At 57.8% G+C, this 11,310-nt stretch carries 20 protein-coding genes; 3 read left to right on the forward strand and 17 right to left on the reverse strand.

Going from position 1 to position 11,310, the window contains the following annotated elements; all coding sequences use genetic code 11:
- Positions 1-157 precede the first annotated feature (157 nt).
- The 16 genes from DEM27_RS33040 to DEM27_RS33110 all read right to left on the reverse strand — a co-directional run bounded on the left by DEM27_RS33040 (position 158) and on the right by DEM27_RS33110 (position 8,234).
- A complete protein-coding gene (locus DEM27_RS33040) occupies positions 158-415 on the reverse strand; it encodes a hypothetical protein (RefSeq protein ID WP_109462469.1) in 258 nt (85 codons plus the stop codon).
- Positions 412-606: a hypothetical protein gene (locus DEM27_RS33045; RefSeq protein WP_109462470.1), complete on the reverse strand. Its 195-nt coding sequence runs from the start codon at positions 604-606 to the stop codon at positions 412-414. Before DEM27_RS33045 ends, DEM27_RS33040 begins: the two co-directional genes overlap by 4 nt.
- A complete protein-coding gene (locus DEM27_RS33050) occupies positions 603-863 on the reverse strand; it encodes a hypothetical protein (RefSeq protein ID WP_109462471.1) in 261 nt (86 codons plus the stop codon). Before DEM27_RS33050 ends, DEM27_RS33045 begins: the two co-directional genes overlap by 4 nt.
- Positions 860-1,144: a hypothetical protein gene (locus DEM27_RS33055; protein WP_109462472.1), complete on the reverse strand. Its 285-nt coding sequence runs from the start codon at positions 1,142-1,144 to the stop codon at positions 860-862. Before DEM27_RS33055 ends, DEM27_RS33050 begins: the two co-directional genes overlap by 4 nt.
- 9 nt (positions 1,145-1,153) lie before the next feature.
- Positions 1,154-1,807: a DUF3164 family protein gene (locus DEM27_RS33060; protein ID WP_109462473.1), complete on the reverse strand. Its 654-nt coding sequence runs from the start codon at positions 1,805-1,807 to the stop codon at positions 1,154-1,156.
- A gap of 11 nt (positions 1,808-1,818) precedes the next feature.
- On the reverse strand, positions 1,819-2,106 hold the full coding sequence (locus tag DEM27_RS33065) for a hypothetical protein (protein ID WP_109462474.1): 288 nt from the start codon (positions 2,104-2,106) through the stop codon (positions 1,819-1,821).
- A complete protein-coding gene (locus tag DEM27_RS33070; RefSeq protein WP_109462475.1) occupies positions 2,103-2,381 on the reverse strand; it encodes a hypothetical protein in 279 nt (92 codons plus the stop codon). The genes DEM27_RS33065 and DEM27_RS33070 overlap by 4 nt, the downstream gene beginning before the upstream one ends.
- The gene (locus DEM27_RS33075; RefSeq protein ID WP_109462476.1) at positions 2,378-2,668 is read right to left on the reverse strand and encodes a hypothetical protein; all 291 of its coding nucleotides are present in this window, start codon (positions 2,666-2,668) and stop codon (positions 2,378-2,380) included. Before DEM27_RS33075 ends, DEM27_RS33070 begins: the two co-directional genes overlap by 4 nt.
- Positions 2,665-3,702 carry an AAA family ATPase gene (locus tag DEM27_RS33080; RefSeq protein ID WP_109462477.1) on the reverse strand — a complete coding sequence of 346 codons (1,038 nt, stop codon included), beginning with the start codon at positions 3,700-3,702 and terminating at the stop codon, positions 2,665-2,667. Before DEM27_RS33080 ends, DEM27_RS33075 begins: the two co-directional genes overlap by 4 nt.
- 58 nt (positions 3,703-3,760) lie before the next feature.
- Positions 3,761-5,776, reverse strand: a complete 2,016-nt coding sequence (locus tag DEM27_RS33085) for a transposase domain-containing protein (RefSeq protein ID WP_109462478.1) — start codon at positions 5,774-5,776, stop codon at positions 3,761-3,763.
- Entirely contained in the window at positions 5,773-6,000 is a 228-nt protein-coding gene (locus DEM27_RS33090) for a hypothetical protein (RefSeq protein ID WP_109462479.1), read from the reverse strand. The genes DEM27_RS33085 and DEM27_RS33090 overlap by 4 nt, the downstream gene beginning before the upstream one ends.
- Complete coding sequence (locus tag DEM27_RS33095) at positions 6,000-6,458, reverse strand: hypothetical protein (protein WP_245446301.1); 459 nt, start codon at positions 6,456-6,458, stop codon at positions 6,000-6,002. The genes DEM27_RS33090 and DEM27_RS33095 overlap by 1 nt, the downstream gene beginning before the upstream one ends.
- Positions 6,455-7,279: a ParB N-terminal domain-containing protein gene (locus DEM27_RS33100; RefSeq protein WP_109462480.1), complete on the reverse strand. Its 825-nt coding sequence runs from the start codon at positions 7,277-7,279 to the stop codon at positions 6,455-6,457. Before DEM27_RS33100 ends, DEM27_RS33095 begins: the two co-directional genes overlap by 4 nt.
- Entirely contained in the window at positions 7,279-7,644 is a 366-nt protein-coding gene (locus tag DEM27_RS33105) for a hypothetical protein (protein ID WP_245446303.1), read from the reverse strand. The genes DEM27_RS33100 and DEM27_RS33105 overlap by 1 nt, the downstream gene beginning before the upstream one ends.
- Entirely contained in the window at positions 7,641-7,799 is a 159-nt protein-coding gene (locus DEM27_RS34315; RefSeq protein WP_165823738.1) for a hypothetical protein, read from the reverse strand. The genes DEM27_RS33105 and DEM27_RS34315 overlap by 4 nt, the downstream gene beginning before the upstream one ends.
- A gap of 162 nt (positions 7,800-7,961) precedes the next feature.
- Positions 7,962-8,234, reverse strand: a complete 273-nt coding sequence (locus DEM27_RS33110; protein ID WP_109462482.1) for a helix-turn-helix domain-containing protein — start codon at positions 8,232-8,234, stop codon at positions 7,962-7,964.
- Between the two features lie 131 nt (positions 8,235-8,365).
- Between DEM27_RS33110 and DEM27_RS33115 the strand changes: the two genes are divergently transcribed.
- Positions 8,366-8,914: a helix-turn-helix domain-containing protein gene (locus tag DEM27_RS33115; RefSeq protein ID WP_109462483.1), complete on the forward strand. Its 549-nt coding sequence runs from the start codon at positions 8,366-8,368 to the stop codon at positions 8,912-8,914.
- Between the two features lie 128 nt (positions 8,915-9,042).
- Positions 9,043-9,423, forward strand: coding sequence for a hypothetical protein (locus DEM27_RS33120; protein ID WP_109462484.1), 381 nt, complete (start codon positions 9,043-9,045; stop codon positions 9,421-9,423).
- Positions 9,424-9,860: 437 nt separating this feature from the next.
- Here the strand turns inward: DEM27_RS33120 and DEM27_RS33785 are convergent, their stop codons facing one another.
- Positions 9,861-10,352 (reverse strand): hypothetical protein, encoded by a 492-nt coding sequence (locus DEM27_RS33785; protein WP_128755628.1) that lies wholly within the window; start codon positions 10,350-10,352, stop codon positions 9,861-9,863.
- A gap of 154 nt (positions 10,353-10,506) precedes the next feature.
- On the opposite strand from DEM27_RS33785, the gene DEM27_RS34495 reads away from it, so the two are divergent.
- Positions 10,507-11,246 (forward strand): IS5 family transposase gene (locus tag DEM27_RS34495; RefSeq protein WP_420028875.1). Its coding sequence is split into 2 segments (ribosomal slippage): positions 10,507-10,840 and positions 10,840-11,246, totalling 741 coding nucleotides; the frame shifts between segments, so codons are not numbered across the junction.
- The last annotated feature ends 64 nt before the right edge of the window (positions 11,247-11,310 follow it).

Below are 11,310 nucleotides of genomic sequence, written 5' to 3' on the forward strand. Positions count from 1 at the left end.
GGGGCGTCCTGTCGGACAAGAGGCACGTTTAGGCGTGCGACTTGAGGCGAGCGAGGCACGCAAGGGCGTCAACACACGGGCTGGCGAAAAGACCAAACGATAAGCCATCATTCGCCGCCATCCACATGCTGCGAGGGCGCTGGTGTGGTGTCTGCGCTCATTCGACATCTCCAAGAAAAGGCAATTGCAGCGGCGGCTTGGGAAGAGCGAGCATCGGCTTGGCCTTAGCGGACCGTTTGGCTGAAGCTGGTGGCGCCATCTGCGCAGCGCGGATTTCCTCCAACTCGCGGAGAAGAAATCCGAGGGCGGCGTGATCATTGACATGGATATGGATCGTGACGACAGCTTTCGCGCCGGTAATCTTCGCGCCATAACTGGAGAGGCGGCAGTTGCCATCTAGATAGATGCTGCTCACGACAACGCCTCCTGCAGACGCCAGGCGATCTGGGTCAGGTTCACCTCGGTGACGATCACCTCTCCACTCTCCGCCTGGACTTCCAGCCGCGCGAACCATTCGTTCGCGCCGACGACGACGGCAAAGCCCTCGGCCTCGACAGCGCGAATGAGGGCTTGCTCCAATTCTTCGGCTTCGCGATTGCGCCTCATCGGACTATTCCTTCAAGGCCGCGAACCTCGCAGAGGAATGCATCGAGTTGCGCCTGGGAGTAACCGGCGATGAAGAAGTCGAAGATTTCCTCGGCCGACTTGCCCTCTTTCGCCGTCATTTTCAGGGTGACGTCGATCGTAGCGCCGACGTCACCGAATGCGGTAGTCACCTGATGGAGGGTGTATTTGGAGCCGTCCGGCTCCATGTAGATCAGAACCTGTCGATCGTCGGTTTCGAAGATGCGAGCGAATTTCATTCCGCATCCTCCTGCGCTTCGAACTCCTCTATGGCCTCCTGATCGAGTTTGGCAGCGGCTTCTTTGGTAATCTGCGTGCAAGGAATGCGGCTGTCGATCTCGCCGTCATCGGAGACCGAAAACTCCGCACCGCAGTCAAAGCGCACGGCATAGACGTCGTCGGGATTGCGGAAGATGCGCTCCGGTCCACTATCCGTCTCCGCTTGCCACGCATTGCAGACGGGGCATCCGTCAATGCCTTCCAAAGTCTCCACCGCGATTTCAATACGTGTCTTGCTCATGGCCGTACCTCAAGCCTTTGCCATGTCGATCGTGATCGCCATCCAGTCATCCTGGACGCTTTTGCGGTGGTAAAACCGCACATACTCCTTGCTGCCGGTGATCCGGATCGCATCGCGGATCGCCTCCATGGCACGCTTCCAACGATCGTCCTGGATTTCGAGATTGAGCAGCATGAAGATGTCGGCCTTGTTGACCTGGCCTTCGCGATCGGTGTTAAACGCCCGCGTCACAACGGACTGGATCTCCGGCCGGCTGTCGGCCGACCATTCGATCAGGCACTCGTCGATCAGGGATTTCGCGATCTGCAGTTCCGGCCCGAAACTGATCAGATCGGAAACCTGCACCTGCACGCGCATCAACCCGTCATAGGTCTGATAGGTGCGGTTGCCCTTCGGTCCGCCGATCTTCACCTCGTATTTTTCGGCGAGGATCGCGTCGAGCGCGCCGAGATCGGCGACGGTGTGGCCGCGAAAGCGCCCGATCTGGGCGCTGAGGTCGAGAGCAAATGCGATGCATTTGCGCACCGTCTGGTCCTGCAGCTTGTGCTGCGGCTTGACGGCATCGATCGGGTCGAGGCCGCCTTTCGAATTGGTCATGAACTGGCGGCCGCTGATGACAACAATGCCTTCAGCCGACTTTTCTTCCAGAGTTGCGTTCTGCATATCGGTATCCTCTAGGGGTTTTGAAGCTGGGAGAGTGCGGTTCGAACCATCTTTGAAGCCGTTTCAAGTCGCGTTCGGGCGGGCCGCTCATCGCGGGTGCCCAGGGCGTTTTCCAGACGCGTGACCGCTTCGGAAAGCTTTCGGCACGCGTCGAGGAGCCTGTTCACCGAACCGAGCTGATTGGTTGGAACTTGCGTGGTTCCCGGCCTGACCCCGCGTGCCTCGCGCGCGAGATGGGTGCCGATCGCATCGAGGAGCGGGCCGGCTGGAAGTTCGATCGTAAGGGGGATCGTCTTCATGCCGCGCTCCCCCCATCGTCGGGGCCGCATGTGATCAGGCGCAACGTGGGTCGGCTCTGTCCATTCCCCTCCGGACGCTGGGTGACACGCCACAGTTTCCTGAGAATGGCAGTGTCTTCCTCATAGTCGTCGGCGATCGCGGCGCAGGTATTGATCGAGGCAATGACCGTCGCGACCATCATGTCGGAAAGCACGCGGCCCGGCTTGAGAAGCTCGGTTGCGGTATATCGCAACATCCGCAGGTGATAGGACGGCAGGGTTTCATCGGGTGTCATGACCGCTTCCCCCTGAAGTCCGGCCGCACGACCTTGTCGGCCGTGTCGAACATCATATTGCCCATTGCCTCGCCGGCGAGCTGCTCGACCGTCGCACGGCCTATTCGGCCGGCATCCTCAAGCCGGTAGAACTGGAGCTCGTGTTCGATGTTGAGCGCGAGTTTTCCGAGGGTCAGCAGCCGAGCAGCCAAGATGCGCTGCTCTCCGGTCATCAACGGCGACCCGCTGGCAACATTTGCCCGCAACTCCTCGACGAGCTGGCTGATCTGCTCTTGAAGCGACATCATGCGATATCCTCCACGTCGCGGTTCTTCCAGGCTGCCTGGATATGCGGGAGTGCCACCGCGTCCCCTGCTGCCATGGCAAGCATCGTCGCCATGCGCATGGTCTTGTCGATCTGGCGAAATGCACCGCCTTTCATCCCGACGCCGGTCAGGAACTTGACACAACCCTCGTCTTCGATGCCCCAGGCCGCGATGTAGGCCTGCAGATCCTCGATGTAGGGCTTGGCCCGCTGCAGACGTTTGCCAACGCGGCTTTTCAGCTGCGCATAAGACGGCCCTTGCTTGGACTTCGAAAACCGCCGATAGACCTCCTCGTTTCCGACGATCGCCACGCCGCAGCGATAGACGTCGACGAAGTGCCGCAACTGGTTGATCGCCTCGTCGTTGGCATGCTGCCCTTCATCAACGATGAGTAGCGTGCCCGCCCCTGTCCGCTTCAAGCGTCCGCCGATCGCGCGCGCCAGGCGCGCCGGATTGTGTTCCTGCACATCAAGTTCGGAGGCCAGCTCGGTCAGCATGCCGTGCACCGTTTTGGTGCTTTCCGTCAGCGTCGCGAGAAAGACATGCGGATTGGTTTTCGCGAAATGCTCGCAGCTCGTCGTCTTCGTCATGCCGGCGCCGAGCGTGATCATCACGAGATCTGGGCAAAGCTGTGCCCAGGCCAGCGTCTCCATGACCTCGATCGAGCCCCGCAGCCGCATGTAAGGTGGCGACTGCGGAATGGTGGCCGCAAAAGCCGCGTTCTGTTCCACGAGCTCGATCCACCGCTGTACGATGGCATTGCTGTTGTCGAGACGGCCTTGGCCGAGGTTGCCGGAAAACCACTGCGAAAACGTGCTGCCGGGCATATTCAGCCGGCGGGCTACCTCGGACTTGGTCCAACGGTAGTGCGTGGCGACCTCGATCACGCGATCGACCAACTGCCACCACAAATCTACGTCTTCCTGGGTACGGTTGGAGGTCAGCTCCGGGGCGCGGATTGGGCGTTCCCAGGTGGTCCCGCCACCGAGCTGACTTGTGTTTATGTGCTTGTTCATCTAAAAAGGCTCCGTTGTAAGCCCTTGCGGGCTGTTGTTGGGCCGGAGTGATCCGGCCCTATTTTTTTGTCGGAACCGCACTCTTTACATTTCGGCTCTGCTTGGTTTGGCCGGCCGAAGCCGACGTATTCCCTGTCGGGAATTCGAGGACCGCACCGGATCTCACCATCGTGAGGGCGCGGGAAAAGGATGTTTCAAATTCGTGGTCGCTGATGGCCTCTGCCGGCTGTGGCAAGACCGCGAGATTGCTGGTTGCCAGACGAGGCACAGCAGGCTTCGTCGGCTCTTGCGGTCTGCTCTTGCGGCCTTTGAGCAAAATCGCACCGAGTTGCTCCGCCGAAAGCGCCGCCTCGGCATGGTGAGCGATCTTGAGTGCCTTGTTATAATCGGCCACCCGCCGGGCATGGATCCGCGCATCATCCTGGCTGGCAAATCCGGTATCGTCGATGCAATCCGCTTCGCAGATCAGCCGGTTTTTGATGTCGTAAACCTTTAGCGGACGCGACAGCTGGTCCGGATCGAAGCGGATGATGACCTGTTTGCCCATGTGCTGGTTTAGCGCCACATTCCAGTAGCGATTGCCGAGCAGGTGGATTTCGCCACTGCCCTTCTGGGTCTTGATCGGCTCCGAGGCGAGCAGCCACAAAGCGCGCTGTGCGGCGGTTGGCTGACGCACGATCGTCGAGGGCAAACGCATGCTCTCGGCAAAGACTTCTGCAAAGCTGCGCTTCTTCGCCACTTCGGTACGGCGCCCGGTGCGGGCGTTGTGCTCTTCCACCTGGTGCGCCACCAGCTGCTTGAGGTCTTCCAGATCGATCGCCGACTGCATGTAATTGGATGGCTTCGCGGTCGGGTTCTTGCCGGTGTATGCTCCAGAGCAAATCGGGTGTTTCGATATGTTCTCGGCAAAGTCACCCCAGGCGCGCTCGATCGGCTTCGACTGTCCGGAACGCGGCTTGACGAAATGCGGCGTGATCTTCAGGGCGACGAGTAGGCCTTCAGGATCCTCCTCGCGGATCTTGAAGCGGTAGCGAGTGCGCGCACCGCCCGAAATCTTCTTCGACGCGAAGGCACGGCCGTTGTCGATGTACATGTCTTCGGGGATGCCGAATTTCTCGACCATGTCACCAACGACCAGCCGGACAACCTCCCACGTCTCAGCCTCGGCGAGGCGCCATGACAGGATGGTATTGGAATAGAGATCCTGGATGCCGACCAGGTACATGCGTGTCGGCTTCGTCCGCCACGGCACTCGTACATGCAAGTCGAGCTCGTGGCCGTCCATGTTCACTGCCTGCATGGCATGCAGGTGAGCACGCGTACGTCTCTGGGCCGGATGCAGCTTTCTCGCGCGTTCCTTGCTCTGACGGGCAACCACCTGGACAGCCTCGGGCACTTCGGCATCCATTCGGCGACGCAAAGAGCGTTCCGATGGGATCGGTGCCCATCCCTGGATCTCGGCCGCTTCCTGCATTCGCCGGTAACAGGCCGAGAATGCCGGTTTCTCGGGCCGAAGAAAGTCAGATTTGATAAAGCTCCAGGCCATCGGATGGCAATCCGCCATGGGGCTGGCGATGCCGTCAACGGCCGGGCTGAAGGCAGGGCCGAGTGCAGCGAGCCAGTCTTGCTGCGGATACCCCTCCACCATCTGCCGCCACTCGTAATATGCGGACTTGCGGACGCCCGCCTTTGCGGTGGCGGCATCGACAGCCTGCTTGGCGGAATGACCTGCAGTCACCATGGCAAGCACTTCCCGCAGGACGGCGAGCCGCTTCTCGCAGATCTCTTTATGCTCTTTCGAAAGACGTTCGAAACGCTGCCACAACAGCTGGCGGCGTTGTTCCTTTCCCGCATCCTCCTGCGCCTGGCCATAGCATAGGCGCTGGCGCGCGATCTCCGGCAGCACCCGGATGTGGTATTCGACAAAGCTCTTGGTCTTGCCGGCGGAAACGCGGTAAAACTGCGGATTGGCGCGCCATTCCGCTCTGGCCTTCTTGTCCAGGCCTTTTTCGGATGTTGGCAGGCCGGGAAGCTGCAGCCCGGCAAGTTCGGCGATGGAGTACCACTCTCTCATGCCTCGTCCGCCTTTTTACGGGCGATGTATTCCCGGATGTCAGCTTCATGCGTCTTGCAAAACTGCAGCGTGTCCCGGATTGCAAAAATGCGATCCATCAGCATTTTCCGTTCTTCTTCGCGCATTTTCCCCTCTCGCACGAGGCGCGGATACAGGCTTTCCCTGTGTCCTATTTCTCGGTCGATTTCCGAGATCTGCCCTATGATCGAAATTTTCCCCGCCATCAGCGTCCCCGCCGAATGAGGTTGACCGGCCGAGCCGATTGTCGGCGGATCTCTGCCTCGATTTCTTTCCGCTGCTGTCTCAACCGAGCAAGTTCGGCAAGTCGAGCTTCATCGCCGATCAGCACGGTGACACCGTGGATCGAGGCAACCTCATCCCAGAGCCAGACCGCGCCGGTGGCATGCACGAATGCGGAAAAGCGGATCAGCGTCACGTCGTGGCCGGATTTGCTCTCGGCCGTGTAGGCGTCGAGCGCCGCCTTGCTGATCGACGGCAGGCCGAGATACTGCGCCATTCGCGCCGCTATCGTCGGGCGGTCGTACTGGCATTCGCGAATTGCCCGCGCCATGGCCCGCTTGATTTTTGCCCGGTAGCGCTCGACATCGATCTGCGCGGCCGGCAGGCGTACCGGGAAAACGGGCTCGGCAAAAAAGTCCATCTGGAAAGGATCGAGTTTCACGCTGCGTCCTCCAGAAAGGAGAAATCACGCAGTTCGCCCAGATGATGCAAGATCCTCAATTGCGTCGCGTCGTCGGCCTTCGTCAGCAGCGCAACGACCTTGCGATAGATTTCGGCCTGCGGATCAACCTGCGGTTTCTCCGGCTTCGCGAATGACAAGGCTCTCTTAAGGTCCGCCCCCTCGCGCATTGCCGCAGCAATGCCGAGCTGCTCTTCGACGGTCAGGCGGGATAGTGCCAGGAGACGTGTTTGATCGTCAGCCGCCGAGGTACCGCGCAAGACCGCGCGCAATTCCGGACGGATGTTCTGGCCAATACGATTGACCCGCTTGTAGCTCGCGGGCCCGAGGCCAAGCCGTTCCTGCACGCTTTCGGCAAGTTGCCGGCCGCTGGTTGCGATCAAAGGATCACGATGATCCTTTGATTTGCGATCACCTCCGCGTTGAACCTTCCCATACTTGTCGGTCCAGACTTCACGAAATTTCAGCACGAACAAAGCCCGATCGAGCTTTGTCAGTTCGTTGCGATAAAGGTTTTCCTGCAATTCTATCAGCTGGCCTTCTACGGCATCAGCTTCCACAACAATGGCGTCGATTTCGGACCATTCGTTGATGACGCCTCCGCGCAGGCGATGCCCGCCCGCGACAAGAGTAAACGGCGTAGCTCCGTTGTTGGCCGCAGGAGTTCTTCGAACCGTGATCGGGTTGATCAGCCCGCATTCGGCCATGCTTGCAGCAATAGCCTGGGCGCAGTCCTCATCGATCGGCCTTTCCCGATCGCCTATGTGAATTTTCGAAAGCGGAATGCGAAGGTACTCAGCCATTACGCGGCATCCTCCATGCGGGCGGTCAGCGAGCCGCGCGCGGCGCTGACCATCCGGTCGTAGTGATTGCGGAAACGTGGGGTCTCAAGGCGCCGCTCGACGACGCGTAGGCCACGATTGACGGCCTCGCGCGAACGCGCCTGATGCTGGGCAACGCTGCGCTTCGGGAGACCGAAGGCACGCACCATGATGTGGATCACAATCTGACGGGCAAGTGCCGCGTCAAACCATTCGTGCGGCGGATCGATGATCGCTTGCGCCGTAAGATGCGGAAAGCCGTCGCGCACTGCCATAATACAGGCGTGGTAGATGCCATCGTGCCGGGAGCGGGCCGAGTGCAGATTGATCAATGGATCGCCACTCACCGCATTGCTCCCAACTGGAAAACGATCGTTGAAATGCCGGCAACGATGCCGGCGACGGCGACGCTCCAGATGAGCACCGTTTCCAGCACGCGGCAGACTGGGGAGCGGGAAGGAATGAAATAATTTCTGTCTATTTTGTCGTGCGCTTTGGCCATTGTGGCACCCGGGATGAAAAGGGATTGTCGGGGTGTGGCGCGGACGATCGGACTGGACAGCCGGGGCAACAATGAAACGCAATACGACATCGCCCTGCCGAGCGGCCAAAGGGCCGCTACCGGATACGAAAGGCTAGAACAGCCGTCCGCCCGCGCCACGTCTCAGGCAGCCCTTTGGCTGTCTGTGGACTCTGCAGCGTACTCGTGAGAAAGAATTGTCGTGGTCTTCTTTGGATAGCGGTCCGGAAAAAGCTCTTCGACGGCGACGCCGATAAACTCGGCGATAGCCGCTTCCGATGCCTGGTTCGGCCTGCTCCAGATAGTGCGAAAGCCGCCGGGGCTGACGCCTCTGATCTCTGCCAATCTCGTCAGCGTCATGCCACGCCGACGAAGTTCAGCGAGAATGGAGTGCTTGTCCCATTTGGATTTCGCCATCGGGAACCTCCTGCAAAGGGCGGATGCGTCAACATCCGCTTTTTGTTGATCGTATGTGAGCAATCGCAGCCGCTGTTCGCTGGCTGCTAACGATAGGGATAGACCACATTTGCGTATTTGTAAATACGCAAATGTTGTCTTTGCGTGAGCGATTGTCGAAGCCGGAAAATGAACCGAAAACGGCGCTTGGAGCACGCTTGCGGGACGTGCGGCGTAGGCTAGGCGACCCCGATAGACATCAGTTCGCTGAACGTCTGGGCATCAGCAAAAACACGCTTGCGTATTATGAGCGTGGTGAACGCACTCCGGATGCCGACGTTTTGGCATCCTATCGCCTGCTGTTTCGAATAGATGTGAATTGGCTGACGACTGGCGAGGGCGAAATGTTTCAGGGACAGCTACCGGAGACGCTCGAAAGCGGCGCTGAGCCGCTCGATGAGGCTCTTATGGAGAAACTCGCGCACGTTGTCTGGTCGGTTTATGGTGAGGCCAAACAGAAGCCGCCTATCGGTCGCGTAACACGCGAGGCCACCTCTCTTTTTAACCGCCTTCGCGAGGAGGTCGCCGATTTGTCGGATATCGATCTCGTCGAGGCGACGATCCCCAGGCTTCGCTTGCTTCTGAAGCGCCGTCTCGATGACGCAGCCAGAGAGCCTGGCACTGGCAAACGCTCGGCTTAATGCTCGTGAGAATATGTATTGTATGTGTTAAGACAATATTTACGTTTCAAACTCTTAGCGATTACGATTTCTAATACACGATTTATTGTTGTGCCTGGTTGAGCCAGATCAAGCGACAGGAGAACTCGATGCACAAAGATCCGGCATTGTACTTCCAGAGGCTTGGGGAGATCGCTGATCGCCTGGCCGAACTAAGCAGGAGTTGGAAGGAAACGACGGCGCCTCTTGAAACCGAAATGCTTCTCGTCACGGGTGCTTTATATCTTCGAAAGCTTCAAGAACACGGCTGTATCAACGACAGATTTCGATTGAGCGGCAAAACCATTAAAATGGATGACGGCTCGCATTCGAGTATGGAGGACATAGCGAACCGTTTAATCCATTCTCTGTTGATCGAAAGCGGCACACCGGATCGCATCACATTCCGATCGGATCGAGGAACCGAACTGCACCTGAGCTTGGCTGCTTTTGCCCAGCACTTCCGCGAGTACGCAGGCAAAGCGCGGTAGGGGTAGCTGGAGAGAGGCGGAAATCTTTTGACAAGTCGCCCTGAATTAAGGCATTGAAATCGCTAAACAATGCCTCTTCAACGTAGATTTCCGCCCTCAGGCGGGAATTCAAATTGGATTTTCCAGCAATTTCGGCGATAAAATTCCTCTCACCGCCCGCCGAGTTTCAAAAGCAGAGCTGTTGTATTTCAATATCTTGAAGGCGCTTCGAAGCTGTTTCGAAGACTTTTGAAAACTTGTTCGAAGACCTCGGCGATTTTCCCTATTCCGGGCATCGCGTGGCAAGTTTTCCGCCAAGTCGTGTCAAAATCGCTTTTGCACCGCTGCCAGTTTATTATGCACTATCGGCTTGATATATCGGTGCTTTCCGCCTGTTCCCGGTTATTCCCGGTAATTCCCGCCTTTTCCGGATCTCTCTGTCAGACAACAAGCGTCGCTTATTCGATTTCTATAGACGTGGCGACAGGCCCCTTGCGATTGAATCTGATGGTAAAGCGGAGATTTGTCCCGACACTCATATCCTCAAATTCACCTTCAACGATCGATGATTTGTGGGCGAATATTTCTCTGGGATACGCACCGCTACGAACAAAAAACATGTGCCCTGAAATGGATTGCACATAGCCTGATTGTGTCGGGATTCGCTTGATGAAAAGGTTTTCGCGGTTTGCGACAGGCCGAAAGGTCTGAGGCGCTTTTTTGTCGATCTCTTCAAAGAGAGCGGCCGATTTCACCATTTCTCCACGGTAAAATAAAAACTGAGCGAGTTCGAATCTTGCTTCGAAATTTCCATCGCCTGTGGAATACGCACGACGAAGATGGCTTTCCACAACTTCGTCATTAGCTGAGGCTTCCGAAAAATGATGTCTAGCGACCTCGGCATGCAAAGCTTTGTCATCTGGATTGGCCGATAGGGATTCTGTCAGCACCTGTAACGCCGCGCCTGCTTGATCCCTTGATCTATAGATTCGTGCAACCCGTATCGCCGCGCCAGACCCTTTCGGATTAGGCTCAGGCCCTATTAATTAAATTTCTTTGCAATCGGCTTCGGTTCTGATTCACTCTCGGCAGGAGGAGTTTGCCATGAGTGATTTGTTTTTGCTGACACCCACGCAATTTGGCCGGATCCGGCCGTATTTTCCGTTGTCGCACGGCGTTGAGCGGGTTGATGATCGTCGGGTCGTGAGTGGGATTATTTATGTTTTGAAACATGGACTTCAGTGGAAAGATGCCCCGAAGGACTACGGCCCGCACAAGACGCTCTACAACCGCTTCATCCGCTGGAGTCGGCTTGGCGTGTTCAACCGGATATTCGAGGCACTTGCCGGCAAGGCAGGCCAACCCGACAGGCTGATGATCGACGCCACCCATCTCAAAGCCCATCGCACCGCAGCCAGCCTGCTCAAAAAGGGGCTCTTTCCAGATGTATCGGGAAAACCAGAGGCGGCCTGAACTCGAAGCTCCATGCCGTTACCGATGGCCTGGGGCGGCCCCTGCTGTTTTTCCTCACCGCAGGTCAGGTCAGCGATTACAAGGGAGCCCGGCATCTGATGGAACGTCTGCCCAAGGCAAAGGAATTGCTGGCGGATCGTGGCTATGATGCAGACTGGTTTCGCAACGGATTGATCGAAAAGGGCATTTCGCCCTGCATTCCGCCACGCAAAAAGCGGAAACATCCCGCCGAATACGATGCCGTTCTCTATAAACAGCGACATCGCATCGAAAACATGTTCGGCAGGATCAAGGATTGGAGGCGCATCTCAGATCGTGTCCCAGGAGGTGGTGTATCAGGGTATCGGCGGTCACCAGTGTTTTTCCGGTAGGGTCGGGTTGTTCAAGACCAACCTGAAGGAAAGATCACCGATGACCGACGACATGATGACCCTG

Source organism: Rhizobium album (genome assembly GCF_003122325.1).
In the GTDB taxonomy this organism is placed as follows: domain Bacteria; phylum Pseudomonadota; class Alphaproteobacteria; order Rhizobiales; family Rhizobiaceae; genus Metarhizobium; species Metarhizobium album.